This is a genomic window from Terrisphaera buseokensis (assembly GCF_047521145.2).
Classification (GTDB): Bacteria; Verrucomicrobiota; Verrucomicrobiia; order Opitutales; family Opitutaceae; genus ER46.
The window spans coordinates 6,602,073-6,627,611 of record NZ_CM134186.1 but is presented as its reverse complement, the minus strand read 5'-3'; the positions used below and the strand labels follow the sequence as shown (position 1 = coordinate 6,627,611).

Below are 25,539 nucleotides of genomic sequence, written 5' to 3'. Positions count from 1 at the left end.
CGCCAATGAATCTGCCGGCCGGCGCAAAACAAAAACGAGGCGGGAAGTCCTCAGGCGAGGATCGCGGTACAACCTATCTTCACGCGGTGTTACCTCTTCACCGGTATTGTTCGAGGGCCGCGCCGGTCAGCCGGCAGATCTGCCATTCACGCAGGCGGCGCGCGCCGATTGACTCGTAGAACGCGATCGCCGGTGCATTCCAGTCGAGCACGGTCCACTCCATGCGACCGCAGTTGCGCTGGTTGGCGAGTTTCGCGAGGTGCAGCAGCAGCGCCTTGCCAATGCCGCGACCGCGCAGATCCGGGACAACAAACAGATCTTCCAGATACAGTCCGGGCTTCGCGAGAAAGGTTGAATAGTTCGTAAAGAATAGCGCGAAACCCGCCGGAGTCTCATCGTTGAATGCGAGGATGCACTCCGCCGCCGCTCTGTCGTGGGCGGGAAACAGCGTCGCGCGCAGACGCTCCTCGGTGGCAGTGACCTCGTCCGCCAGATTTTCATATTGCGCGAGTCCCTGGATGAAGGTCAAAATCAACGGCACGTCGGTAACCGTGGCAGGACGAATGGACAAAGGCATCCCTATAGCATGAAGGCCCTGCATCGAAGCGCGATGGATTTTCGCTGCGGGCAGGTGCGGCGACCGGTTGCCCGGGGCCGTCGCCCTGTCCCGTGTGAGCCTTCCGCCTGAGTGTGTTGAATTCCTCCTTCCTTTCCTCCGTCTGGCTGAACGCGGCCGCCATGGCACCCGATGCGTCATGGCTCGTCGGTCTCGCGGTCCTCATTGGAATCGTGGCTGCGGCCTACTTCGGGTTCACTCACTGGCAACGCTTCGAGGTGCTGCGGCAGAGTGAGGAGAGGCTCCGCGGTTTTTTTGATCAATCGACGGCGGGAGCGTATGAGATGTCGCGCGACGGTGCGTTCACTCGCGCGAATGCCGCGATGGCCCGGCTGCTCGGCTGCACCAGCGTGGCGGAAGTGCTGGCGCTCCCGCCGTCGGCGGTCGCCGAACGCTATGTGACCCCCAAGCGGCGTGAGGAGATGCTGGCCCGGGCTAGTGACGAACGACAGTGCGTCGTCTACGAGTCCGAGATACGTTGGCCGGACGGCGCGCATTTCTGGTGGGAGGAAAACGTCCGGGCGCTCCGCGACGACGAGGGTGCGCTCATCGGCGTGCAGGGATTCGTGACGGATATCACCGAGCGAAAGACCGCCGCCGCGGCGCTGACGGCCAGCGATGAACGTTACCGCGCGTTGTTTGATCACCTGCCCATCGGAATTATCGAATTCGACTACCGCCCCATTGCCGGCTGGCTGGAACAGCTGCGGTCAGGCGGGGTGAAGGTGCTGGACGAGTGGCTGAGCGTGAACGCGGAAGCGCTCCGCACCTGGTCCGCCCGCGTCGCCATCGTCGGGGCCAACGCCGCGACGCTGCGGCTGCTCGGCGTCAGTGATCTCAAGACCGGCGTCAGCGTGCTCGATCGGATCTTTACGACCGATATCCACGAGGCGCGGCGCGCCACCATTTTCGCCCTCTGGGAGGGTCGCACGCTGGCCGATGGCGAACTCTCGCTGCAGACGCCCGACGGCCGTCTCCTGCGCATGGTGTATCACTGGCGGGTGCCGGTGATGGACGGCCGGCCGCATTACGAGCGGACGCAGTTCGCACTCATCGATGTGACCGAGATGAAGCTGGCGGAGCAGGCGCTCGCGGCGGAACGCGAGCGGCTCCGGGTCACGCTGCGCGCGATGTCGGAAGCGGTGGTGACGATCGACCAGTCGAGCGTCGTGCAATTCATGAACGAGGCCGCGGCTGAGCTCACTGGCTGGCCGGTTGGAGCCGCCATCGGCCACCCGCTGCGCGAAGTCTGCGTGCTCGGCTGGGACAAGATCGATCATCCGCTGGCCGCACCGCTGGCTTCGGCATTGAGTTCGGATCGTCCCGTCGATCTTCCGCCTTACACCGTGGTGCGTCCCCGCGAGGGTCCGCCGCGATCCGTCGAAGGGCGCTGCGCCCCGGTGCACGATTTGAAGGGGCGCCCGATCGGCGCGGTCCTGGTGTTGCGCGACGTGACGCACCGGTCGCGGCTCGAGGCCGATCTTCTCCGCGCGTCGAAGATGCAATCGATCGGGGTGCTCGCGGGCGGCATTGCGCACGACTTCAACAATCTCCTGTCGATCGTGATGGGAAATCTGTCGCTGGCACTGCTGGACGAAAAGGCGAAGGCGGCCGCGGCGAAGTGGCTGCAGGAGGCGGAGCGGGCGACGTTGCGCGCACGGGATCTCACCCAGCAGCTGCTCACGTTTGCCAAGGGCGGCGATCCCGTGCGCGCGGCCGTCCCGCTGGCCGAGGTCGTGCGTGAGACGGCGCAGTTCGCGCTGCACGGATCGTCGGTGCGGTGCGAATTCAACATCGCGACCGACCTTCGTCCGGCGGACGCGGACAAGGGCCAGATTGGCCAGGTCGTGCAGAACCTCGTGCTCAACGCCGTGCAGGCGATGCCGGGCGGCGGACTGATCAAGCTGGCGTTGTGCAATGAAACGCTGGTCGCGGGCGACGTCGTCACGCTGCCGGCGGGCAACTATCTGCGGCTCGAGATTGCCGATTCGGGCCGGGGCATCGCGCCGGAACACGTGGCGCGCATCTTCGAACCGTTCTTCACCACGAAGGAGTCGGGCAGCGGCCTCGGCCTCGCGACCGTGTATTCGGTCATCCAGAAACACCGCGGGCACATCTCTGTGGAGTCCACGATTGGCAGCGGCACCACGTTCCGCATCTGGCTGCCGGCGGCGCGAATCGAGCCGCCGAAAGTGGCGCCGACCACGAGCGCGTTCGAGCCGATCAACGGCCGCGTGCTGTTCATGGATGACGAGGAGCCGATCCGGATGATGACGAAGGCGCTGCTCGAGCGATTGGGGCTGGAGGTGACGGTGACCAGCGACGGCGACGAGGCGGTTCGCGAGTATGCGACGGCGCGGGCGGGAGGCCAGCCGTTCGATGTGGTCGTGTTTGATCTCACGGTTCCCGGCGCGATGGGCGGAGCCGACGCGATGCGCGAGATTCTGAAATTTGACCCCGCGGCCAGGGGCATCGTGTCGAGCGGCTATTCGGGCGATCCCGTGATGGCCAATTTCCGTGCGCATGGCTTCAGGGGCTCCGTGCCGAAGCCGTACCGGATGGCGGATTTCTCCCGCACGCTCCGCGAGGTGATGACCAACGGCTGAGGGGGCGGGTTGCGAAACCAGCCGGGCCGCGCATCGTGCCTCCCATGATGGATCGGGCGACGTTTCTCCGGCTGGGTCTGCTCCTGTGCGCTTTCGGTGCGACGCTGTGTGCGGCCGATACGCGTCCGCGCGCGAGCACGCCGGAGATTCGCAAGGCGGTGATCGCGACCATCGAGGGGCAGATGGCGGCGTTTCGAAAGGCTGACATCGGTAAGGCCCACGGTTTCGCCTCCAGTGAACTGCGGGCGCAGAAGCCACCGCGGGTGTTCGCGGCGATCGTGCAGCAGAGCTATCCGGAAATCTGGGCCAACGTGCGCGCGGAGTTCGGCATCGTGCGCGACGAGGGGAAGCGCGCCATGGTGACCGTGCAGGTGTATGCGAAAGACGGAGACGCCGCCTACGACTTCACCCTCGTACAGGAGCCGGCCGGCTGGCGCATTCACGGCGTGCTCCGCCACGAGCCGAAAAAGTCCGGCAAGGCCTGAGCCGGAAACCGGAAACCGGAAACCGGAAACCGGAAACCGGAAACCGGAAACCGGAAACCGGAAACCGGAAACCGGAAACCGGAAACCGGAAACCGGAAACCGGAAACCGGAAACCGGAAACCGGAAACCGGAAACCGGAAACCGGAAACCGGAAACCGGAAACCGATTCGCGCGGTTCGGAAAAATCCGCATTCCGCAATCCGAAATCCGCAATTCCAGGCGGCGTATCCGGTTTCCGGACTCCGGTCTCCGGTTTTGCCCGTCTCCGGTTTCCTCAGTGTCCGCCATCGAGGTCGCCCGGCTTCAGCAGCGGGGCGAACGTGGCTTTGATGGCTGCCTTCATATAGGCCTCCTTCGGCTCGATCGTGCCGTCCTTCACCCGGTTCATGAGACTGCCGTCCATCGTGATCATGCCGTCGGCGCCGCCGCTCTCGATGATCGACTTGATGTTCGCGATCTGGCCGCTGCGAATCGTGTTCGGCAGGGCCTCGTGCGTGAGCAGGATTTCGTGCACGGCACAGCGGCCTTTCGGAATCCGCTTGCAGAGGAGCTGAGCGACGACGCCGGCGAGGCAGCTCGAGAGCATCACGCGCACCTGGTTCTGCTCTTCCGCGGGAAACGTGTTGATGATGCGATCGACGGTCTTCGCGGCGTTGTTCGTGTGCAACGTGCCGAAGACGAGCATGCCCATCGAGGCGCAGCCGAGCGCGAGCTTGATGGTTTCCATTTCGCGCATTTCACCGAGCAGGATGATGTCCGGGTCGTGCCGCATCGCGCCCTTCAGCGCCGTGGCGAATGACTGCGTGTGCTCGCCGACCTCGCGGTGGACGATCACGGACTTCTTCACCGGGTGCACGAACTCGATCGGATCCTCGATGGTGATGATGTGCCGCGCGAAGTTCGAATTGATGTAGTCGATCATCGCCGCGAGCGTCGTCGACTTGCCACTGCCCGTCGGGCCGGTCACAACCACGAGGCCCTGATCGAGGTGACAGAGTTTCTTCAACGCCTCGGGCAGCTTCAGATCGTCGAAGGAAAGAATCTTCGCGGGAATCTGCCGGAACACGGCGGCCTGGCCCCAGTGATTGTAGAGATAGTTGCCGCGGAACCGCGCGAGCCCCGGCACTTCGTACGCGAGATCGAGATCCTTGCGCTCGATGAAATTGCTCCAGCGTTTCGCGGGGCAGATTTCCCTGAGAAGCGATTCCATCGTCGCGGTGTCGATCGGCGCGGTGCCGATGGGCTGCAGCGAGCCCGAAATCCGGGCCTTGGGCGGAAGCCCGATCGTCAGGTGCAGATCGGATCCGCCCTGGTCGAGCATGGTCTTCAGCAGGGAATCGATGGCGGCCATGTAGGGGTCAGGCGAGGGATTCGCGGCGGCGGCGCAACTTGCGCCGGTAGGAGAGAAAACGGATGAAGTCGCCGCCAAACAGGATCAGCGCCACCGCGAACACGACGGTCAGCAGCGCGGGCGGCATCTTCAGCATCCGGCGCGCGAGCACGGCAACCACGCAGCAGGCGAGGAAGAACAGGCCGTGCCCGAGGATCGTGAACAAGGCTTTGCGATACGCCTTTTCCAGGGCGGCCAGATCGGTGAGGTCGTCAGGGTGGGGCGCGGCCATCAGGAAATCTTGGCCTTGAGCACGCGGTTGGCGATGGCCGCGTTGGCGACGTCGGCGGAAATCTTCTTCTCCTGCCACAGCCCGAACACGACATTGTCCATCAGGCACATTCCTTCGCGCACGCCGGTTTCCATGGTGTTGCGCAGACCGGTCGACTTGCCCTCGCGAATGAGGTTTTGAATCGCGGTGTTGCTGACGAGAATTTCGCAGGCGAGCACGAGGCCGCCGGCCGCTCCCGGCAGCAGGCGCTGGCACACAATGCCCCGCAGCGATTCCGCGACACTCGCCCGGATCTGCGTTTGCTGCGCGGGGGGGAAGACATCGAGCAGCCGGTTCAACGTCGTGGCGGCATCGCTGGTGTGCATCGTGCCGATCACGAGATGCCCTGTCTCCGAGGCGCTGATGGCCATCTCGATCGTTTCGAGATCGCGGAGTTCGCCGATGACGATTACGTCCGGGTCCTCGCGCAACGCCCCCTTGAGGGCCGAGGCAAACGTACGCGTGTGCGGGCCGACTTCGCGTTGCGTCACATTGCAACCCTTCGCGGGTTGCACGACCTCGATCGGATCCTCGACGGTGATGATGTGGTCGGAGCGCGTTTCGTTCAGGTAGGCCACCATCGAGGCCAGCGTCGCGGTCTTGCCGGCACCGACGGGGCCGGTGATCAGGATGAGTCCGTTGTGATAGGACAGCATCTTCTTCAACGTCTCGAGATGCTTGGTGTAGCCGAGCGACTCGAGCGTGCGGGTCTCGGCGGGGATCATGCGGTACGCGCCCGCCACGCCGTTCTTGTGGACCATCAGGTTCACGCGGTAACGATCGGTGCCGCTCAATGCCAACGCATAGTCGTAGTCGCGGCGCTCCTGGAAAATCGCCCGCTGTCCCTCGGAGAGCAGCGCGGTGTTGAGCCGGTGGGCGTCCTTCGCGGTGAGCACGTGATCGGACAGATAGGTGAGCGAGCGGTGTTTCCGGATGAACGGCCGCGCGCCGGTCGAGAGATGAAGATCGCTCGCGCCCGAGCGGGCCGTTTCCCGCAGCAGGTTGCGCATGCCCTCGGCGACCGCGGCATCGGCCAGGGTGGCGGTCGACTCGAACGCAAAACGGGTCGATCCGGTTGCAGCCATCGGCGGACGCGACGCGCCGGCCGGCGTGGCGAGTTTGAACGGCGCGGTCGTTGCCTGCGGCGGACCGCTTTCCGCCTTTGCCATCGCTTGGCCGGCGAGCGACTCGAGTCGGTCGACGTCGGTGACGATGCCGGAGTCGATCAGTTCCTGCGCAAACGTCATCAAGTCGGCGGACGCCCCCACCTTGGTGCGCACCTGTTCCGCCTGCGGTTTCGTGAGGAGGCCGGCTTCGACGGCGAGACGTATAAGCCAGCGGGTATCGCTATTCATGCGCGGGTGGGAGCGTAATTCGGCGAGGTTGGCGTCGGGTGAAGCCAAGCCAAGCGCGAATGCCGCCGCGACCGTGCGCGCGCCGCGGGCAGGCCACCCGCGGCGTGAGTTTCACGGGATTTTCGCCGGTGCCGGTGTCGGGCTGATTCGAATACGCATCCCATCCGGGTCCGTCTGGACGGACTCAGTCGGGACGGCCGGGCGGAAAAACGTGGCCTCGCTCAACCCCTGCGCGGCGGGCGGCTGGGGCAGACGCGGCCCGCCCCAGGTGTTCAGGCCCAGATGATGGTGGTAACCATCGGCCGCGAGGAAACGGGCGCCGGGAAACGAACGCTGCATGACCTCCATTCCGAGCGCGCCGCGGTAAAACGCATCGCTGCGATCCAGCTGCGTGACGCGCAGGTGCAGGTGTCCCCAGTGCGCGCCGCGCAGCGGGCGGTCGCTCGCGGGCGATGCGGCCGCAAGCAGCCCGCGCAGATCGAGCGCCTGCGTCGTCATCGCGAGTTCGCCGTTCGCATACGGCCACTGCTGCCGCGGCCGATCGGAATAGAATTCGAGGCCGTTGCCGTCGGGATCGGAAAAGTAGAGGGCCTCGCTCACGCCGTGATCCGCGAAGCCGTCGAATTCAACCTGGTGCGCCTGCGCGTGACGCAACCATGCGCCCAGCGCGGACCGGGACGGAAAAAGCAGGGCGGCGTGAAAGAGACCCGCGGCCTCGCGCGGGGCCGGGACGGCGGCGAGATCCTCGACGAGCGTCAGGATCGGGGCGGCGTCCGCAGCGGTGGCGAGGCTGGCCCGGGACGGCCCGTGATCCACGACCACAAAACCCAGCTGCTGCGCGTAGAAACCGATGCTGCGGGCGAGGTCCGGAGTGCGGAGCTGGATCGCGGCAAGTTGAAGGGAAGGGTGCATGAAGGAAGGCCGCTGGGCGTGGCGTGCGCGGTGGTTCACACTGAGTGCACCCTGCCGGATTCTGCAACGTCGTGGCTCGACGTAACGACTGGGATCGGAACAGAAATCGAAATGGGACTGAACCTGGGACCGCGACCGCCCCCGGTCGCAGGGTTTCGGCAGCGACCGGGGGCGGTCGCGGTCCCAGGGTCGGTCCCAGTCCCACGATCGATCCCAGGCTCTGCCGCCGGGCATATGGAGGTTGCAAAGCCCGGTGTTTCGCAGACGCTTGTCTCCTTATATTGTCATGCTGAAGAAAATATTTGCGAAGTTGCGCGATACGCTCGCGCCCTCGCGTGCAACGAAGCCGGCGGCCGCAGCCGGGAAGCCAGCTTCTCATTCTCACGCCAAACCGCAGGTCGCGCAGCCGCGCGGCGAGGCCCGCTCCGACCGCGGTCGGCCCGGTCCGGCCGGTCCAGGCCGCGGTCACAGCGCCAAGCCTCGCACGGAACGCGAGCAGCCGCGCGATCCGCGGGATGAACCGGCACCGCGCAGCGAGCGCGGTCCGCGCGAAGATCGCGGCGGCCAGGGAGGACAAGGTGGCCGCGGTGCGCATTCGCGCTCGGGCGGACGCGGCGGTCGGGGCGAATCCTCTTCCGGCCGATCGTTTGATTCCGGTCGCGGCAAATCCTTTGACGGACCGAACGCCAAGCGCGAGCGGCCCACGATCGACAAGACCTTCGATCATCCGCGCACCGCGGACATCAAGCCGGCGGTGCCGGTCGATGTGCCGAAAATGGATACGGCGTTCACCGCGCTCGGGCTGAGCGACGCGCTGGCCTTCGGCGTGCAGGAAATGGGCTATGTGGCCCCGACCCCGATTCAGGCGCAGGCGATCCCGGTGGTGCTCAAGGGTGGCGATGTCATCGGTTCCGCGCAGACCGGCACCGGCAAGACCGCGGCCTTTGCCCTTCCGATCATTCAGCGCCTGGGCACGCACGGAAAGCTGCGCTGCCTCATCCTCGAGCCGACGCGCGAACTCGCGTTGCAGGTCGAGGAGGCGTTTCAGAAATTTGCCAAGTTCACCGACCTTCGCGTCACCATCGTGTATGGCGGCGTTGGCTACGGCAAACAGACCGAGGATCTGCGGCGCGGGATGGACATCCTCGCGGCGACGCCCGGCCGGTTGCTGGATCATCTGGAGCAGGGCAACTGCTCGCTGTCGGACATCGACATCCTCGTCCTCGACGAAGTCGACCGCATGCTCGACATGGGTTTCCTGCCCGACGTGAAGCGCATCGTGCAGAAGTGCCCGAAGGATCGGCAGACGCTGTTCTTCACCGCCACGCTGCCGCCGGAGCTCGAACAGCTCGCGGGCTGGGCGTTGCGCGATCCGGTCAAGGTCGAGATCGGCCGCCAGCGTTCGCCGGCGGAAACCGTCACCCACGCCTTCTATCCGGTGGTGGCGTCGCAGAAGTTTGATCTGCTGCAACTGCTGCTCGAGCAGACTGATTTCAAGAGCGTGCTCATTTTCTCGCGGACGCGCATGGGCGCGGATCGCATCGCGCACCGGCTCGAAAGCAAGGGCCACACCGTGGGCGTCATGCACTCGGACCGCAACCAGCGCGAGCGCATCGAGGCGTTGCAGGGTTTCAAGAGCGGCAAATACGAGGTGCTCGTCGCCACGGACATCGCGGCACGCGGCCTCGACATCGCGGGCGTGTCCCACGTCATCAACTACGACGTGCCGGAGAACGCCGAGGATTACGTGCACCGCATCGGCCGCACCGGCCGAGCGCAGAACACGGGCGATGCGTTCACCTTGGTGACCGAGGAGGACGTGCGGGATGCGCGTTCGATCGAGCGCTACATGGGCGTCGCCGTGGAGCGGAAGAAGATCGAGGGCTTCCCCTACATCTATTCCGCGCTCTTCGACGAAAAGGCGCTGGCCGACACGGCCGCGGCGGCGGTCAAGCCGACGAGCCGCCTCCATCGCGGCGTGCGGCGATAACGCATTAAAAAAGGCGGGCTTCGGCCCGCCTTTTTTGTGTTCAGGAATCTGCCAACGGCAGCGGGCCCGCGCCCGCTGCAGTCGGTTATTCGCTGCCGTTGACGATCTGATAGGTCACGGCGGCAAGGGCGCCGCCGGCGAGGTCCGAGCCGAGGTAGATCCAGAACTGGTTCAGGTTCTCGAGGCCCATGACGACGACACCCAGGCCCACGGCGGGGTTGAACGCTCCGCCCGAGATGCCACCGACGGCGACCGCGCCGACCATGACCGTCATGCCGATCGCGAGGCCGTAAAAGGAATTACCCGCCGTGCCCTTGGCAGTGGCGACGTTCAGGACGACCCAGGCCAGGGCGAAGGTGAACAGCACTTCCACGATGATTGACGGCACGACGGCGTGCGTGGCGGCAATGGCCGGTTTGCCGGCGTGGAGAAAGTTGACGATCAGCGCGGCGACGACGCCGGCGATGAACTGGGCCAGCCAATACGGCAGGACGTCGCCCTTCGGGCACTTGCCGCGGAGGAGCACCGCGAGGGTGACGGCGGGATTGAAGTGTCCGCCGGAAACGTGGCCGCCGGCAAAGATCATCACCATCAGCGAGGCGCCGATGGCGAGCGGGGCGAGGGCGGAGCCGCTGCGGACGGCCATGCCGACGGTGAAGACGAGGAAGAAGGTGCCGATGAACTCGACGAGGTATTTTTTCATGGGTTGGAGACGGAAGCGCCCAGAGCTAAACGCGAGCCGGGGGAAGACAACGCGTTTTCGTCCCTGGGGTCGTCTTGGTTCGAAATGGATCCGATTCGCCCCGGTGCTTCGCTCGCCCGCGGACCGCGGCGCGCGGGAGGGATTCACGGGTTTCAATTGCGTTGATCCCGGGGGGCGACCACGGTGGTCAGTTCGCATGAAACTGGACATTCCGGCTGGCGACTTTGCCGGCTACATTTTCGATTTGGATGGCACGCTGGTCGACACGATGCCGCTGCACTACCGGGCCTGGGACGCCGCGATGCGCCAGGTCGGACTGCAATGTCCGCTGGATGAGGAGCTGTTCTACTCTCTGGGCGGAGTGCCGACCCTGCGCGTGGCCGAGCTCATTGCGGCGCATTACCAGCTCACCATCGATGCGCACGCGGTCTTTGATCACAAGGAGGCGCTCTTCAGCGAACTGCAGAAGGACGCCCAGCTGATCGAACCCGTGGTGGCTTTTGCGCGCCGGATCGCCCTGACGCACCCGGTGTCGATTGCCTCCGGCGGGCCTCGCGCGATCGTGCGGGCGACGCTGGAGCTCACAGGTCTCGCGACCCTGTTCGAACGTAACCGCGTTGTGACTGCGGACGACGTCGTGCACGGCAAACCGGCACCGGACATGTTCCTGCTGGCGGCCCAGCGGATGGGCGTTTCGCCGGAGAAGTGCCTGGTGTTCGAGGACGCTGAGCCCGGCATGCGCGCGGCCGAGGCGGCGGGCATGAAGTGGGTCCGGGTGCCGAGTCGCGCGAGCAAGCCAGCGCGACCCTAGCGTCGTCGCCCGCGGGGCAGAGGCGGGCGATAAATCAGGTGCGCTGCGGCGTGCGCGGGTGGATTTCGGGCTTCCGCGCGGACCGTGAAGTGTGTTCGAGTGACGGGATGAATTTCGAGTCCCTCGCCAAACCTTCGGTGCTCACGCAGCCGGTGTACGAACCCGGCAAGCCGATCGAGTACGTGGCGCGCGAGCTGGGCTTGGATCCCGCCGGCATCATCAAGCTGGCGTCGAACGAGAATCCCTTCGGCCCCTCGCCGCTGGCGCTGGCGGCGGCGAAGCAGGCACTCGAGCACGGTGAGCTGTATCCGGATGGCGGATGTTTCGCGCTGCGGCAGAAGCTGGCGGCGGTGCGCGGCCTCGGTGCCGACCAGTTTGTGATCGGCAACGGTTCGAACGAAATCATCGAACTGCTCGGCCATGCGTTCGTGGGTGCCGGCGACGAAGTGGTGATGGGAGCGCCGGCGTTTGTGGTCTACAAGCTGGTGACGCTCCTGTTTGGCGCCCGGGCGGTGGAAGTGCCGCTCCGCGACTGGCGTCATGATCTTCCCGCCATCGCCGCCGCGATCACCCCGCGAACGAAGCTCGTCTATGTCTGCACGCCGAACAATCCGACCGGGACCGCCAACACCGAGGCGGAGCTGATCGCGTTCATCGAGGCGCTGCCGGATCATGTGATCGCGATCGTCGATGAAGCGTACGCGGAGTACGTCGAAAACGCGCCCGATCTGCGCCCGCTGATCCGGGCCGGCCGGAAGGTGGTCTGCCTGCGGACGTTTTCCAAGATCTACGGTCTCGCGTCGTTGCGCATCGGATACGGCTACGCCGCGGCGGATCTGTGTGCGTTGCTGAACCGCGTGCGCCAGCCGTTCAACGTCAACGCCATCGCCCAGGCGGCGGCGCTGGCGGCACTCGATGACCACGCGTTTGCCGAACGTTGCGCGCGGGAAAATCGCGCGGGACTGCGTCAAATCGAGGACGGTTGCCGCCGGCTCGGTCTCGCGTTCGTGCCCAGCGTCGCGAATTTCATGCTCATCCGGGTCGGGGACGGCAACCGGGTGTTCGATGCGATGCAGCGCAGCGGCGTGATCGTGCGCCCCGTGAAGTCGTATGGTTTGCCCGAATGGGTGCGGGTCACGGTCGGCACGCGCGAGCAGAACGAGCGGCTGCTCGCGACCCTCGCGGCGGCGCTCACGTAGCCGCGCCGGTGGGGGCTATCGCCCCGCTCGCTCGCGAATACACTTGCGGCTGAAATTGCCTTCTCGTTTGCATTCAGGAGGCATTTTGGCCGGTTTTTCCCTGTAGAAATATTCCTCCTCCAGCGTTTCAACCCTCGAATTTCTCCGCCGCATTTCCCTCGCACCCAGTCCATGAAGAACCTCATCCGTCTCGGTCTTACATTGGTTTCGGCAGGCGCCAGCGGCGTTGCCGCTCCCTTCATGGCCATCGGTGATGGAGCCGAGCTCTTTGTGACCGGATCCTTGGGGGTGCGCGCGGACGACAACCTTTTCCTCACCGCGACGGAAACGAGCGATCTCGTCTTCGATCTGACGCCGGGCGTGGAACTTGTGTTCGGCCGGAAGTCACAACTGCAGGGATCGCTGACGCTCTCGGATACGTTCAGCAACTACTCCGATCACCACGATTTGAATACGAACCTCTTTGTGGGGGAGTTCGTGTCCAAGTACGACGACGGCAAGCTCAAGCTGGGTTTCAGCTCGAGCTTCCGGGAGTTGAATCAGAACTCGGTGGATGTGCGTCCGCCGGCGGGTCTGGCCGGGGGATTTGCTCGGCGTGACATCTTCAATCTCGCCCTCAACGCCGAGGTGGAGGTCTCGCAGATTACGTCGGTCGCCGCCGGCGTCGATTTCGCGCATGAGAACTTCAAGCGTGCCGGTTACACGGATTCCGACAGCCTGATGGTGCCGCTGACCGCGTTCTACAAGTGGACGCCGAAAACGGATCTGAGCGTCGGTTATCGTTACCGCGACTACCGGGTGGATTTGGGCAGTGATTCGACGGACCATTTTTTCAGCGTGGGCGCGCGCGGTGAATTTTCGCCCAAGCTGACCGGAAGTTTCGCGGTCGGTCTCAATACCCGCCGGCTGCAAGCGGGTGGGAACGAGAACCAACTCGGCCTCCTGGCTGATTTCACCTACGAGATTACGGCGAAATCGAATCTGAAATTCGGGGCCTCGAACGACTTCGGCACGGGTGCACGCGGCGAGCAGCAGAAGAACACGATTCTGAACCTCATGGCCACGTCGCGCATCTCCGCCGAATGGAATGTGCATGCGGGCGTCCTGTGGCGGTCGATCGATTTCGGCACCCGCACGGACGAGTATTACGAGACCCAGCTGGGCACCACCTACATCGTAAACGCCACCACGCGCATCGTGGGTTCCTTCATCCACCGCGACTCCGGTTCCGATCTCCGGGTGAATGAATTCAAGAACAACGTGTTCAACCTCTCGGCTCAATTCCGGTATTGAGCAGCCCCGAGTCCTCTTGACCCGTCCCGGGCGGCGGAAGATCGTATCGCGGTCTTCGTCCGCCTTTTTTCATCCCATGCGTTCGCGTTTGTCTCCCCTCGTTCTGGCCTCGCTTCTGGCGCTGGGCGGATTGGTGCCGGACACCGGCTTCGCGGCGGATAAGGCGGCGAAAGCCCCGGCGGAATCGCCGCGGGAGAGCGTGCCCGGCGACTATGTGTTGCAGCCCATGGACGTCCTGCGCGTGCAGGTTTTCCAGGAGGATGACATCAATAAGCAGGGTGAAGTCAGTATCTCCCAGGAACACACGGTGTTTCTGCCGCTGATCAAGACCATCAGTCTCAAGGGCAAGACGGTCCGGCAGGCGGAGACGATGATTCGCGAACTTTACGACCGCGACTTCCTGGTCAATCCGCAGGTCAGCGTGATCGTGCTCAAGTACGCCGAGCGCAGCGTCAATGTGATCGGCGCCGTCAACAACGCCGGCCGCGTGCAGTTTCCGCAGGAGGGGCGTCTCAATATTCTGGATGCCATTTCGCTTGCGGGCGGGCAGAACCGGCTCTCGGACTTGAAGCGGGTGAAGCTGACGCGCCACACGCCGAACGGAGACGTTTCCACCCAGGAAATCGACGTCGATGCGCTCATGAAACGCGGCGGGCGCGATGCGGTGCCGCTGGAGAAGGGCGACGTTATCTTCGTCCCGGAACGCATCCTCTAACTTCGACATGTCAAACGATTCAGGCGCGAAGAAGCCGTCCGAGAGTGGTGGCCAGGGCTATAACTACGGCGGCAACTACGCGGGGTATTCGGCGGTCGGTTACGGGTACGGCGACGGCGGCGAGGGCGGCGGCCACGCGCATCGCTCCTTCCAGGACTACCTGCTCATCCTGCGCGAGCGCATCTGGTACATCGTGGTGGTTTTCCTCGTGGTTTTCACGAGCTCCCTCGTCTACACGCTGAGCGACACGAAGATTTATCAGTCGAGCGCGACGGTGCAGATTTTCCGCCGCGATCCCACCATCATCCAGGTGCAGCAGATGATGGATAACGACATCCGCTCGGCGGAGGATCTGAACACCCAGATCAAGGTTCTCGAGAGCGCGACCATCATCAAGCGGGTGGCCGATCGCCTCACGGGCGAAGACCTGCGGGCGTTTCTCGCGCCCTATGAGAAAGCCACCGCCGATCCGACCTACGTGGCCGAGGTCCTGGCCCGGAACCGCACCGTGATTCCCCAGCGCCTGACGCTCGTCGTCACCGTGGCCTACAAGCATCCCGACCGGATGGTGGCGGCGCGGATCGCGAACCTGTTTGCCGAGGAATACCTAAGCCACAACCAGGGCCTGCGCACGAAATTCCAGAACAAGGCCGTCGAGGAACTGCAGAAGACGGTCGAGGATCAGGGCCGGAAGGTCGATCTGCTCGCGCAGAAGCTCCAGGACTACAAGGAGCGCAACAAGACCGTCTCGCTCGATCAGCGGAAGGACATCGTCAGCGAGTCGCTCAAGGCGATCAACCTAGAGGTGCAGCGATCCCGCATTGTGCTCCAGACGGCGGAGATTCGGCTGAGCCAGATCCGCGAGCACCGCGCGAAGGGCGCGGATTTGACCGGCCTGCCGTTCATCGCGACGCAGCCGATCATCACCGAGCTTTCGCAGCAGCTGGCGGCGCAGAAGATTCTCCTCGCGAAGCTGAGCGAGCGTTATCGCGACAAGCATCCCGAGATGATCGCGGCGATGAACACCAATGCGCAGACCCGTCGCGAGCTCGAGCGCGCCATCAACTCGGTCTGCGATCAAGTCGAGTCCGAGTATCAATCCGCACTGCGGAATCTCCAGCAGCGCCAGCAGGAGTTGGACAAGAAGACCGCGGAGTCACTCGACCTCGACCGCGCCGCCGTCGAGTACACGCAGATCGAGCGGGAATTCCGCACCCAGGATCAGATTTTGCAGAGCATCGCGGCGCGCGCGCGGGAGACGTCGATGACCAGCAACATCGAGACGCAGAACGCGCGCATCGTCGACCCGGCGACGCCGAGTCCCGAGGGCAAGCCGATCTCGCCGAACGTGCCGCTCAATCTCGGCCTTGGTCTGGTCGGCGGCCTCGGGCTCGGCCTCGGGTTTGCATTCTTCGTCGCATTCATCGATGACCGGGTGAAGAGCTCGTATGACATCGAGGGCGTCGTGGGCCTGCCGCTGATCGGCATCATTCCGCAGATCAAAAAAATGGATCAGGCGGACAAGGCGCAGATCGTGGCCAACAATGCCGACCGGCAGGTGGCGGAGGCGTTTCTCACCCTGCACTCGGGCCTGCGGCTCAAGGACGAGAGCAAGAGCGCCAAGTGTATCCTGATCACCAGCACGATCCCCGGCGAGGGGAAGTCGTTCACGACGACGAATCTCGCGCTGACGTTTGCGTCGCACGGCGAGAAGGTCGTCGTGGTGGACTGCGATCTCCGGAAGCCGAATATCCACAAGTCGTTTCGGGTGGAGAACCGGAAGGGCGTCATCGACGTCAGCGGGGGCACGGCGACGATCGACGAGGTCGTGCTGCGCAACGTGCTGCCGAACCTCGACGTGATTCCGGCCGGCGGCCGCGCGAAGAGTCCGACGCAGGTCCTCAACAGCAAGGGTTTTGAGCAGATGATTCTGGATCTGCGCAAGAGCTACGACCGGGTCTTCATCGACACGCCGCCACTCGCCGCCGTGAGTGACGCCCTGATCATCCTGCCGCTGGTCGATGGATCGATCTTCACGATCTACTTCAACAAGGTCCGCCGCAAGGCGGCCCAGTTCTGTGCGAAGCGCCTCCTCGAGGCCAACGTCCCGAGCTTCGGCGCCGTGCTCAACGGCCTCAATCTCGCCGTCTCCGGCTATTACTACGCCCAGTACTACGACAAGTCCTACAAGGATTACTACGTCGTGAAGGCGAAGACTGAGGACGGCGAACAGGAGAAGTGACGCGGCTGGCCGGCGGTGGGAGTTTTTTTCCGCCGCCAACCGGCCGCGATCGCCGGCCTGATTTCGTCCGGGCATGAAAAAGGCCGGAGATAAACTCCGGCCTTCGACGTCAGATTGAAAGGGGCCTCAGGGGGCCAACAGCATGTTCCGCGACTGCTTCAACGTGCGGGTGACCGCGCGCTGGTGCTTGGCGGACAAGCCCGTGTACTTGCGCGGCAGAATCTTGCCCGTGTCCGTGACGTAACGGACCATGACCTGCGGCGTGGTGAACGGAATTTCCGCCGGTGTGGGTGTCTGCTGCTTTTGTTCGGTGGTGCTCATGGCTCGAAAAGGAAGGGAGACGGTGAAGCCGGGCTTCGGCATGTCAACCTGCATTTTGGCGTGACGGGAAAGGGCGGTTTGCTGCCGGGAGCGCAGGCATCTCGCCTGCTTCAGGCAGCCGGGACGCCACTGCTGCCGCGGGGCTGCGGTCGCTGGATTACGCCTGTCCTCCGGCGCGATGACCGTGTAGACGTCCATCCTCATGAGCCGAACCTGTTCCCCCGCGTCTCACGCCCGCAATATGTACCCCGGGTCACGTCTTGTTCACCTTACCCTCGTGCTGATCGCGTTCATCCTCCCGCGCGTGGCGTCGGCTGCCAGCGAACCGCGGCCGCTGTACGTTGAGGGCTATGCGGCGCAGCTGAGCTATGCGCCCGGCGACGAGGCGTCGTTCCATGTTTCGACGAGCGCGCCGAAGTTTGCCGTCGAAATTGCGCGGGTGGGCGCAACGCGGGAGGTCGTCTGGAAGGGCAGTGATCTGGCCGGCACGGAGCATGCCGTGCCGGAAAACGCGTCCTCGCACGGCTGCGGCTGGCCGGTGACGTTCAAGGTGCCGGTCGGGGCCAATTGGCGTTCGGGTTACTACGTGGCCACACTGCGCGCGCAGGACGGCGGCGGGCGTTATACGCAGCGCGGCCGACGCACGGCGGAGAGCGACGTGCACTTCGTGGTGCGATCGGCGCTCCCGGGGCGCGACACGAAGATCCTGCTCCAACTCGCAACCAACACCTACAACGCGTACAACAACTGGGGCGGCTTCAGCCTCTACGCCTACAATGGCGCGGGCGGCAACCAGGGCAGCCGCGTCTCGTTTCACCGCCCGGGCGGCTCCCAGTTCGCACGGTGGGAACTGCCGTTCGTCGCCTGGGCCGAGCGCAACGGCATCGCGCTCGATTACGCGGTGAACAGCGACCTCGAGTTTCGCCCCGACCTCCTGAACGCCTACCGACTGGTGCTCAGCGTGGGCCACGACGAGTATTGGAGCGCGCCGATGCGCGATCACCTCGAGGCGTACATCGGCCGCGGCGGCAATGTCGCGTTCTTCAGCGGCAACTCCGTCTGCTGGCAGGTCCGTTCCGAAGCCGAGGGGCAGGCCCTCGTGTGCTGGAAACAAAACTACCACCAGGATCCCGTCTTCGCGACGGGCCGGTACGCGACGCTGACCACCGCGTGGAGCCACCATCTCATCGAACGGCCGGAAAACACGCTCACCGGCGTTGGCTTTCTCTGGGGCGGTTACCGCAAGAGCCACGGCCAGTTCATGGAAGAGCCGGCGGAGTTCACGGTGCACCGGCCCGAGCACTGGGTATTTGCCGGCACCGACTTGAAGCGCGGCGGCGCGTTTGGCGGCCGTGACACCATCGTCGGCTACGAGTGCGACGGCTGCGAACTCGTCTGGCGCGACGGCCTGCCGTATCCGACCGGCCGAGACGGCACGCCGACGAACTTCACCGTCTTGTCGAGTTGTCCGGCCCGCTGGCATCCCAACGATGCCGAGTGGTACGAGAAGTGGGAGAAAGGCCGCACCGGCAACGCGGTCATGGGCGTTTACGAGCGCGGCGGTACCGTCTTCACCGCCGGCACGACCGATTGGTCGCACGGCCTCGGCAAGGATCCCGTGGTGGAACGCATCACGCGGAACATTTTGGAGCGGCTGGGCAAGTGAGGACAGACGTCCGGCGCACACAAGGAAAGCGGCGGGAGACATGAACTTCAGCGAAGGTTTCGAGCAGTCGCTGGGAAAACAGTGGTAAAGCTTTGCCGAGGCCTGGCCTATTTCGAAGCTCCGGGAAACGCAGCATCAGCGCCAAGGTGGCGGGAGCATCCTGCTCCCACTTGCCGGAAGGGGAGCTGCAAGCTCCCGCTACTTTGTGGCGCGTCATGATTCGTCCTGACAAAGAAAGACGGAGAAACGGTCGCTGACCGATGCAAGCTTGAGGCTAGCGAACCCCGTTCCTGCTTGCCGGACCTTTCCCCCGCGGCGTAATGAGCGAACCATGTCGCCTGCCGCCACCGCCCCATCGCCGATGCTGAGCAAGGGGGCGTGTCGCGAGAGCCGGCTGATTTCCTTTTCGTCCCCGTAGCTCAACTGGATAGAGCAGCGGTTTCCTAAACCGCTTGTCCCGGTTCAAGTCCGGGCGGGGGCACCAGTCTGCTGGCGGACCGGACAATTTGACGGGGCGAGTGTTGCGGGCTTGCGGGGTGGGGGCGGCATTCGCTCTGCTGTTTGGCGCCATGGCTCCAAAAAAAGTTGCGATTCTCACTGCCGGCGGGCTCGCCCCCTGCCTCAGCGCCTCGATTGCCGGATTGATCGAGCGCTATTCGCGCCTCGCGCCGGGAATCGAAATCATCTGCTACCGCAGCGGCTACAAGGGCCTGCTCCTCGGCGATAGCCTTAAGGTGGGCCCCGCTGATCGCGCCGCCGCCCATGTGCTCCGCGCCCATGGCGGCAGCCCCATCGGCAACAGCCGGGTCAAACTCACCAACGTGAAGGACTGCGTGAAGCGCGGCCTCGTCAAGGAAGGCCAGAATCCCCTGCAGGTGGCGGCCGAACAACTGGTGCGCGACGGCGTCGACGTCCTGCACACCATCGGTGGCGACGACACCAACACCACCGCCGCCGATCTCGCGGCCTTCCTCGCGCAGAACAAATACCAGCTCACGGTCATCGGCCTGCCCAAGACGATCGACAACGACGTCATCCCGATCCGCCAGAGCCTCGGCGCCTGGACGGCGGCGGAAGAGGGTGCGGCCTTCTTCGAGCATGTCGTCGCGGAGTGCGGCGCAAATCCGCGCATGCTGATCATTCACGAGGTGATGGGCCGCAATTGCGGCTGGCTCACCGCCGCCACCGCCCAGGCGTATTCAGCGCGGCTGGACCAGAAAGCGTTTGCCCCGGGCCTCGGGCTGACGCGCGACCGGCTTGCCGTGCACGGTGTTTACCTGCCCGAACTCGCGCTCGACATCGCGGCCGAGGCGCAACGGCTCAAGGGCGTGATGGATCGCGTCGGAAACGTGAATCTCTTCATCAGCGAGGGCGCCGGCGTCGAGAGCATCGTGGCGGAAATGACGGCGCGCGGCCAGGAGGTGCCGCGCGATGCGTTCGGCCACGTGAAGCTCGATGCAGTCAATCCCGGCAAGTGGTTTGGCGAGCAATTCGCCAAGATGCTCGGCGCCGAAAAAGTGCTCGTGCAGAAGAGCGGTTATTTTGCCCGCGCCGCCGCGGCCAACGCCGCCGATCTCGCGCTCATCGGCCGCTGTGCCGACTACGCCGTCGACTGCGCCCTACGCCGGGAGAGCGGCGTGATCGGGGAGGACGAGGAGCGCGGCGACGCGTTGCGGGCGATCGAGTTTGTGCGCATCAAGGGCGGCAAGCCGTTCGACGTGCAAGTGGCGTGGTTCCGCGATCTCCTCGGGCGTATCGGCCAGACCCTTACGCCGGGCGCGCTGCCGGCGTCGCACTGATCGGCGGCAGGCCGCTGGTCGGTCCGCACCGTGGCCGCGCCGCGCGTGCGCACGACGAAGTAGGCAAAACGGCGGTCCCTACGTATGGGTGGGGCCGATTGTGACGTCCTTCCTCGGGGAATTTACCGCCGTTTCGCACCGGTGCGCTGGACTTTGGACGAGTCCTGCAAAAGGTAGGCGCGTACCCCGATTGATCCCGGAAGCCCGCTGCGGGCAACCCACGACTTATCCGCCCGATGAAAACCATCCTTCGCCTCGTGCCGGCTGCGCTCGTGCTGGCCTCGGCTTCGCTCCCGACCGCTCCAGCTTTCGCGGCGCAATACGATCAGCGCCTCGCGAATCTCTCGACTCGCGCCCAGGTCGGCACCGGCTCCAACATCATGATCACCGGCTTCGTCGTGCAGGAGGGTGCGCCGAAGCGCGTGCTCATCCGTGCGATCGGAGCCCGGCTGGCGCAGGCACCGTTCAATGTTTCCGGCGCGCTCACGAATCCGCAGCTGCAGCTGTTCAACAGCAACAACGTCCTCGTCCTCGCCAACGACAACTGGTCGGCGGCCGACGCCGCCACGATGACCTCGGTCGGGGCGTTTGCGCTGACAAACAACAGCGCGGACGCCGCGCTGGTCGCCACGCTTTCGCCGGGCGCGTATACGGCGCAGGTCAGCGGCGTGAACAACACCACGGGCGTCGCGATCCTCGAGATCTATGATGTGACCGGTTCGGCGCGGCTGATGAATCTTTCGACCCGCGCCCTGGTCGGCAACGGGTCCAACACGCTTTTCTCCGGCCTCTCGGTCGCGCCGGGCGGCGGCGCCCGCCGCGTGCTGGTGCGCGCCGCCGGTCCGGGTTTGACGGCGCTGGGCGTCGACGGCGCTCTGACCGATCCGTCGATCGCGATTCTCGACTCGGCCGGACGCCAGGTGGCCAGCGGCGCCAACAATGACTGGGAAACCGGCGGTACCGCCGCGTTGACCGCCGCGTTTGCGCAGGCGGGCGCGTTTCCCTTCCGCGCGGGCAGTCGCGATGCGGCCATCCTGCTCGATTTGCCGGCCGGCAATTACACCATTCAGGTCAACGGCGTCGGCGGCGCCACGGGCACGGCGCTCGTGGAAGTTTACGATCTCTCGCCGGAAAATCTCTCCACCGTGAGCGTGGCCGCGACGGTGCCGTCAACCGACAGCACTGCGCTCACGCCGGTGGTCTTCACGTTCAGCCGGGTGGGTCTGATCAACTCGCCGGTCACGGTCAGCTACACCGTCGACGGCACCGCGACCGCCGGCACGGACTTTCAAGCGTTGCCGGGGCAGGTGACGATTCCCGCCGGCGCTTCGTCGGCGACGGTGTCACTCGTGCCGAAAGCCAATCCGGCGAACACCAACAACCGGACTGCAACGCTCACGATTACGCCGAATCTTTCTTACGGCGTCGGCACCAACGACCGCGCGGGCGTCACGATTTTCGCCAATTCCGGTTCGCTTTATGTTTCGACGCTTCGCGCGCTGCCGAATGCGACGACATCGACGGCCTACGGCACCGCGACGGTGCAACTCGCACCCGACGAAACCACGGCGTTCGTCAACGTCTCGTTCGCCAACCTGAGTTCGCCCGAAGTTGTCGGTCACCTCGCGATCGACGGCGATTACGTTTTCAATCTGCCGCAAGGCCAGGTCGCCGGCGCGTTCTGGGACTTCTCGCCCGTCGGTCGTTACAGCCGCGCCGATCTGATCGCCGCGCTGAAAGCGGGCCGCGTCACCGTCAGCATCGACACCGCAGTCTATCCCGCCGGTGAGCTCGGCGGTGGCTTTGTGAAAAGCAGCGGCACGGCCGTCTTCAATCCGCCCGCGGCTCCGCCGGCCCTCGACCTCACGCGTATCACGTCCACGGATGCAGCGCGGTTTCTCACCCAGGCGACCTTCGGACCGACGGCACCCGAGATCGAGACCCTGATGGCGCGGGGTTACCGCGCGTGGATTGCGGAGCAGATGGCGCTGCCGGCGTCGTCGCAGCGCGCCGCCACGATGGCCGACTTCGCCGCGGTCAATGCCGGCGGCCAGGGCACGCAGGTCAACGGACTCTTTCCGCTCCCCGGCGGGTCGCACCGCCAGGCGGCGTGGTGGAAGACCGCGGTCACCGGCCAGGATCAACTCCGGCAGCGCGTCGCGTTTGCGCTCAGCCAGATTCTCGTGGCGTCCGACGCCAACGGCACCATCAACGCTTGGCAGGAAGGCGCGGCGAACTACTACGACATCTTCGTCGACGGCGCCTTCGGCAATTTCCGCGAGGTGCTGGAGAAGGTCACGCTCAGCCCGATCATGGGCATCTACCTCAGCTCGCTGCGCAACGCGAAGGCGGCCGGCGGCACCACGCCCGACGAGAATTATGCGCGCGAGATCATGCAGCTGTTCAGCATCGGGCTGCATGAATTGAATCCCGACGGGACGCTGCGGCTCGACCCGAACGGCCAGCCGATCCCGACCTACACGCAGGAAACCATCGTGCAGACGGCGAAGGTTTTCACGGGTTGGGGTTACGCGAACGCCGCGGCGGGCGCGACGGCCAACGCCAATCTCTTCCGGGGCAGTCCGGCGAATTACATCAGCCCGATGATGCTGTGGCCGGCGTTTCATGACGACACCGCCAAGACGATCGTCGGCGGACGCGTGCTTCCGGCCGGCCAGGACGGCGTCAAGGATCTGCAGGACACGCTCGACGCGCTCTTCAATCATCCGAGCACCGGACCGTTCATCACCCGCCAGCTCATTCAGCGGCTCGTGACCAGCAATCCCAGTCCCGGCTACATTTATCGCGTGGCCCAGGTCTTCGCCAACAACGGCGCGGGCGTGCGCGGCGACCTTGGCGCGGTCGTGCGCGCGATTCTGCTCGATTACGAGGCGCGTTCCGGTGCCGTCGCGGCCACCGCGACCTTCGGCAAGTTGAAGGAGCCGTTGCTGCGTGCGACGGCGATGTTCCGGGCGTTCGGCGCGGCGTCGAATCTGGGCCGCTTCAACATCGCGAATCCCGAGGGCGCCCTGGCGCAGGCCGCGTTGCGCGCGCCGACCGTCTTCAACTTCTACGAGCCCAACTTCGTGCTGCCCGGGGCCGTGGCCTCGGCCGGCCTCTACGCGCCGGAGTATCAGATCCTCAATGACACGACCGCGCTGACCCAGCCGAACTTCTACTACACCTACATCTACAACAACCGTTCGACGACGGATCCGAACCAGCAGACGATCGGGTTGAATCTCACGTCGTGGCTCTCGCTGGCGCGCACGCCGGATCAGCTGGTCGACTGGCTCAATCTGCTGCTGGCATCCGGCGCGATGCCAAAGTCCGCCGCGGATCGCATCGCCGCCGCGGTCGCCGCGATGCCGGCCGGCACCGCGACCAACACCGCCAACGATCTCGAGCGGGTGCGCTCGGCGATCTACCTCACCCTCACCAGCCAGTACGGCGCCGTCCAAAAGTAAACCCGCTGCCGCCCATGAATCCCAAGAATCCGAACTTCGATCCGAACCGCCGCAAGTTCCTCGGCGCGTGTTGCGCCGCGGTCAGTGCGACCGGCATGCTGTCGACCCTGGCCCAGCTGCGCATGATGGGCGCGGTGGCGAGTCCGGACAACGGGCCCGTGACGCCGGCGCGCGCCGGTGCCCTGCCGCCCGATTACAAGGCGCTCGTGTGCCTGTTCCTCGCCGGCGGCAACGACGCCAACAACATGATCGTGCCGTTCGACACCGCGGGCTACAATGCCTACGCGTCCGCGGCCGGCCGCGGCGCGATTGCGCTGCCCCGCGGTCAGTTGCTCGGCATCACGCCGAAAACCAGCGACGGCCGCGAGTGGGCGCTGCACTCCAGCCTCAACGCCGACGTCGCCGGCACGAACAGCACCGGGTTGAAATCGATCTTTGACGCCGGCCAGATGGCGCTCATCGGGAACGTCGGGACGCTCGTGGTCCCGACGACGAAGCAGCAGTACTCGGCGCGCTCGGTGCCGCTGCCGCCGCAGCTGTTTTCGCACAACGACCAGCAGGTCGAGTGGCAGAGCAGCGTGCCCGACAAGCCGTTTTCGACCGGATGGGGCGGCCGCGTGGCCGATCTCGTCGATGCGATGAACTCGAGCAGCAGCGTCTCGATGTCGATCAGTCTGAACGGGCAGAACTCGTTTCAAGTGGGCAAACGGGTCGTGCAGTTCGCCGTCAATCCGGGCGGCGCGATCTCGCTGACCGGCGCGTCGACCAGTGCGACGAACGCGGCCGGCATGCGCACGCGGGCGCAGAACGATCTGCTCGCGGCGCCGAATGCGAACCTGTTCGATGCCGCTTTCGCCGGGCTGACGTCGAATGCGATTTCGGACAGCGCGATGCTCTCGGGCATCCTCAGCGGCAACCCGCCGTTCACCACGACGTTTTCCAATTCCGGCCTGGGCCAGCAGCTGCGCACGATTGCGCGGCTGATCGCGGCGGCGCCCCAACTGGGGCTCAAGCGCCAGGTGTTCTTTGCGCGCGTGGGCGGCTGGGATCTGCACGACGCCCAGCTGGGCGCGCATGCGAACCTGTTTGCCGACGTCAGTCGCAATGTTGCCGCGCTCTATCGCACCACCGTCGAGCTCGGCTGCGCGGAGCAGGTCACGACCTTCACGGCGTCCGACTTCGGGCGCACCTACAACACCAATGGCGACGGCTCCGACCACGGTTGGGGTTCGAATCACCTGGTCGTCGGTGGCGCGGTGAAAGGTGGCGATCTCTACGGCCGGATGGCGGATCTCACGATCCGCGGCCCCGATGACACCGGCACCCGCGGCTCCTGGATTCCGACCACCAGTGTCGACGAGTACGCGGCGACGCTCGCGGCGTGGTTTGGCGTGAGCGCGACCAATCTGCCGGTGGTGTTTCCCAATCTCGGCCGTTTTGCGAAGCCGAATCTGGGTTTCATCTAGGCGGATCGGGCCCTCCTCTGCAGGGACGCGACTCGTGCGCGCCTGACGAGAGTATCACGGATTGCACCTCGGGCGCACGCGAGGTGCACCTTACAACGAACGTGCCGTGACGCCGAACGCGATCCTGCGGCCGGCGCCCGGCTTCGAGCGAGCTGCTACCGGGTGGCGAAACGGAGGGGACTGCGCCTGGAGCGATACTCTGCGCGGGCGTGATTGTACCCTATAAGTGACA

Annotated in this window: 19 protein-coding genes and 1 tRNA gene; 13 read left to right on the top strand and 7 right to left on the bottom strand. The window is 65.1% G+C overall.

What is annotated here, in order from left to right; genetic code table 11:
- Positions 1 to 97: 97 nt before the first annotated feature.
- Complete coding sequence (locus ACLJEU_RS24980) at positions 98 to 577, bottom strand: GNAT family N-acetyltransferase (protein ID WP_414661284.1); 480 nt, start codon at positions 575 to 577, stop codon at positions 98 to 100.
- Positions 578 to 693: 116 nt separating this feature from the next.
- On the opposite strand from ACLJEU_RS24980, the gene ACLJEU_RS24975 reads away from it, so the two are divergent.
- Positions 694 to 3,222 carry a PAS domain-containing hybrid sensor histidine kinase/response regulator gene (locus ACLJEU_RS24975; RefSeq protein ID WP_414661285.1) on the top strand — a complete coding sequence of 843 codons (2,529 nt, stop codon included), beginning with the start codon at positions 694 to 696 and terminating at the stop codon, positions 3,220 to 3,222.
- Positions 3,223 to 3,266: 44 nt separating this feature from the next.
- Entirely contained in the window at positions 3,267 to 3,707 is a 441-nt protein-coding gene (locus ACLJEU_RS24970) for a DUF4864 domain-containing protein (RefSeq protein ID WP_414661854.1), read from the top strand.
- 274 nt (positions 3,708 to 3,981) lie between these two features.
- On the opposite strand, the gene ACLJEU_RS24965 is transcribed toward ACLJEU_RS24970, so the two are convergent.
- The 4 genes from ACLJEU_RS24965 to ACLJEU_RS24950 form a co-directional block, all read right to left on the bottom strand.
- Complete coding sequence (locus ACLJEU_RS24965; protein ID WP_414661286.1) at positions 3,982 to 5,058, bottom strand: type IV pilus twitching motility protein PilT; 1,077 nt, start codon at positions 5,056 to 5,058, stop codon at positions 3,982 to 3,984.
- A gap of 7 nt (positions 5,059 to 5,065) precedes the next feature.
- A complete protein-coding gene (locus ACLJEU_RS24960) occupies positions 5,066 to 5,329 on the bottom strand; it encodes a hypothetical protein (RefSeq protein WP_414661287.1) in 264 nt (87 codons plus the stop codon).
- Positions 5,329 to 6,723 (bottom strand): type IV pilus twitching motility protein PilT, encoded by a 1,395-nt coding sequence (locus ACLJEU_RS24955; protein WP_414661288.1) that lies wholly within the window; start codon positions 6,721 to 6,723, stop codon positions 5,329 to 5,331. Before ACLJEU_RS24955 ends, ACLJEU_RS24960 begins: the two co-directional genes overlap by 1 nt.
- A gap of 111 nt (positions 6,724 to 6,834) precedes the next feature.
- A complete protein-coding gene (locus ACLJEU_RS24950; RefSeq protein ID WP_414661289.1) occupies positions 6,835 to 7,635 on the bottom strand; it encodes a VOC family protein in 801 nt (266 codons plus the stop codon).
- A 286-nt stretch (positions 7,636 to 7,921) separates the two neighbouring features.
- Here ACLJEU_RS24950 and ACLJEU_RS24945 point away from each other — a divergent pair, with 286 nt between their 5' ends.
- On the top strand, positions 7,922 to 9,625 hold the full coding sequence (locus ACLJEU_RS24945; protein ID WP_414661290.1) for a DEAD/DEAH box helicase: 1,704 nt from the start codon (positions 7,922 to 7,924) through the stop codon (positions 9,623 to 9,625).
- Positions 9,626 to 9,710: 85 nt separating this feature from the next.
- On the opposite strand, the gene ACLJEU_RS24940 is transcribed toward ACLJEU_RS24945, so the two are convergent.
- A complete protein-coding gene (locus ACLJEU_RS24940) occupies positions 9,711 to 10,328 on the bottom strand; it encodes an MIP/aquaporin family protein (RefSeq protein WP_414661291.1) in 618 nt (205 codons plus the stop codon).
- A 196-nt stretch (positions 10,329 to 10,524) separates the two neighbouring features.
- Here ACLJEU_RS24940 and ACLJEU_RS24935 point away from each other — a divergent pair, with 196 nt between their 5' ends.
- The 5 genes from ACLJEU_RS24935 (at position 10,525) to ACLJEU_RS24915 (ending at position 16,588) form a co-directional block, all read left to right on the top strand.
- The gene (locus ACLJEU_RS24935; protein WP_414661292.1) at positions 10,525 to 11,139 is read left to right on the top strand and encodes an HAD family hydrolase; all 615 of its coding nucleotides are present in this window, start codon (positions 10,525 to 10,527) and stop codon (positions 11,137 to 11,139) included.
- A gap of 107 nt (positions 11,140 to 11,246) precedes the next feature.
- Positions 11,247 to 12,338, top strand: coding sequence for a histidinol-phosphate transaminase (gene hisC / locus ACLJEU_RS24930; RefSeq protein ID WP_414661293.1), 1,092 nt, complete (start codon positions 11,247 to 11,249; stop codon positions 12,336 to 12,338).
- Between the two features lie 171 nt (positions 12,339 to 12,509).
- Positions 12,510 to 13,631 (top strand): hypothetical protein, encoded by a 1,122-nt coding sequence (locus ACLJEU_RS24925; RefSeq protein WP_414661294.1) that lies wholly within the window; start codon positions 12,510 to 12,512, stop codon positions 13,629 to 13,631.
- A gap of 76 nt (positions 13,632 to 13,707) precedes the next feature.
- Positions 13,708 to 14,346 (top strand): polysaccharide biosynthesis/export family protein, encoded by a 639-nt coding sequence (locus ACLJEU_RS24920; protein ID WP_414661295.1) that lies wholly within the window; start codon positions 13,708 to 13,710, stop codon positions 14,344 to 14,346.
- A gap of 7 nt (positions 14,347 to 14,353) precedes the next feature.
- Positions 14,354 to 16,588: a GumC family protein gene (locus ACLJEU_RS24915; RefSeq protein WP_414661296.1), complete on the top strand. Its 2,235-nt coding sequence runs from the start codon at positions 14,354 to 14,356 to the stop codon at positions 16,586 to 16,588.
- Between the two features lie 126 nt (positions 16,589 to 16,714).
- On the opposite strand, the gene rpsR is transcribed toward ACLJEU_RS24915, so the two are convergent.
- The gene (gene rpsR, locus ACLJEU_RS24910; protein ID WP_414661297.1) at positions 16,715 to 16,909 is read right to left on the bottom strand and encodes a 30S ribosomal protein S18; all 195 of its coding nucleotides are present in this window, start codon (positions 16,907 to 16,909) and stop codon (positions 16,715 to 16,717) included.
- Between the two features lie 277 nt (positions 16,910 to 17,186).
- On the opposite strand from rpsR, the gene ACLJEU_RS24905 reads away from it, so the two are divergent.
- The 5 genes from ACLJEU_RS24905 to ACLJEU_RS24885 all read left to right on the top strand — a co-directional run bounded on the left by ACLJEU_RS24905 (position 17,187) and on the right by ACLJEU_RS24885 (position 25,307).
- Positions 17,187 to 18,575, top strand: coding sequence for a N,N-dimethylformamidase beta subunit family domain-containing protein (locus ACLJEU_RS24905; protein ID WP_414661298.1), 1,389 nt, complete (start codon positions 17,187 to 17,189; stop codon positions 18,573 to 18,575).
- Positions 18,576 to 18,983: 408 nt separating this feature from the next.
- A tRNA-Arg gene (locus tag ACLJEU_RS24900) sits at positions 18,984 to 19,059 on the top strand.
- 85 nt (positions 19,060 to 19,144) lie between these two features.
- Positions 19,145 to 20,374, top strand: coding sequence for a pyrophosphate--fructose-6-phosphate 1-phosphotransferase (locus ACLJEU_RS24895; protein WP_414661299.1), 1,230 nt, complete (start codon positions 19,145 to 19,147; stop codon positions 20,372 to 20,374).
- A gap of 236 nt (positions 20,375 to 20,610) precedes the next feature.
- Positions 20,611 to 23,841, top strand: coding sequence for a DUF1800 family protein (locus tag ACLJEU_RS24890; protein ID WP_414661300.1), 3,231 nt, complete (start codon positions 20,611 to 20,613; stop codon positions 23,839 to 23,841).
- Positions 23,842 to 23,855: 14 nt separating this feature from the next.
- On the top strand, positions 23,856 to 25,307 hold the full coding sequence (locus ACLJEU_RS24885; RefSeq protein ID WP_414661301.1) for a DUF1501 domain-containing protein: 1,452 nt from the start codon (positions 23,856 to 23,858) through the stop codon (positions 25,305 to 25,307).
- Positions 25,308 to 25,539 lie beyond the last annotated feature (232 nt).

Excerpts from the sequence above, each read along its gene's own strand:
- ACLJEU_RS24920 (WP_414661295.1), top strand. The coding sequence starts at position 13,708 with ATGCGTTCGCGTTTGTCTCCCCTCGTTCTGGCCTCGCTTCTGGCGCTG.
- ACLJEU_RS24890 (WP_414661300.1), top strand. The coding sequence starts at position 20,611 with ATGAAAACCATCCTTCGCCTCGTGCCGGCTGCGCTCGTGCTGGCCTCG.
- ACLJEU_RS24980 (WP_414661284.1), bottom strand. The coding sequence starts at position 577 with ATGCCTTTGTCCATTCGTCCTGCCACGGTTACCGACGTGCCGTTGATT.
- ACLJEU_RS24940 (WP_414661291.1), bottom strand. The coding sequence starts at position 10,328 with ATGAAAAAATACCTCGTCGAGTTCATCGGCACCTTCTTCCTCGTCTTC.
- ACLJEU_RS24925 (WP_414661294.1), top strand. The coding sequence starts at position 12,510 with ATGAAGAACCTCATCCGTCTCGGTCTTACATTGGTTTCGGCAGGCGCC.
- rpsR (WP_414661297.1), bottom strand. The coding sequence starts at position 16,909 with ATGAGCACCACCGAACAAAAGCAGCAGACACCCACACCGGCGGAAATT.
- ACLJEU_RS24895 (WP_414661299.1), top strand. The coding sequence starts at position 19,145 with ATGGCTCCAAAAAAAGTTGCGATTCTCACTGCCGGCGGGCTCGCCCCC.
- ACLJEU_RS24950 (WP_414661289.1), bottom strand. The coding sequence starts at position 7,635 with ATGCACCCTTCCCTTCAACTTGCCGCGATCCAGCTCCGCACTCCGGAC.
- ACLJEU_RS24960 (WP_414661287.1), bottom strand. The coding sequence starts at position 5,329 with ATGGCCGCGCCCCACCCTGACGACCTCACCGATCTGGCCGCCCTGGAA.
- ACLJEU_RS24970 (WP_414661854.1), top strand. The coding sequence starts at position 3,267 with ATGATGGATCGGGCGACGTTTCTCCGGCTGGGTCTGCTCCTGTGCGCT.
- hisC (WP_414661293.1), top strand. The coding sequence starts at position 11,247 with ATGAATTTCGAGTCCCTCGCCAAACCTTCGGTGCTCACGCAGCCGGTG.
- ACLJEU_RS24915 (WP_414661296.1), top strand. The coding sequence starts at position 14,354 with ATGTCAAACGATTCAGGCGCGAAGAAGCCGTCCGAGAGTGGTGGCCAG.
- ACLJEU_RS24965 (WP_414661286.1), bottom strand. The coding sequence starts at position 5,058 with ATGGCCGCCATCGATTCCCTGCTGAAGACCATGCTCGACCAGGGCGGA.
- ACLJEU_RS24955 (WP_414661288.1), bottom strand. The coding sequence starts at position 6,723 with ATGAATAGCGATACCCGCTGGCTTATACGTCTCGCCGTCGAAGCCGGC.
- ACLJEU_RS24935 (WP_414661292.1), top strand. The coding sequence starts at position 10,525 with ATGAAACTGGACATTCCGGCTGGCGACTTTGCCGGCTACATTTTCGAT.
- ACLJEU_RS24945 (WP_414661290.1), top strand. The coding sequence starts at position 7,922 with ATGCTGAAGAAAATATTTGCGAAGTTGCGCGATACGCTCGCGCCCTCG.
- ACLJEU_RS24885 (WP_414661301.1), top strand. The coding sequence starts at position 23,856 with ATGAATCCCAAGAATCCGAACTTCGATCCGAACCGCCGCAAGTTCCTC.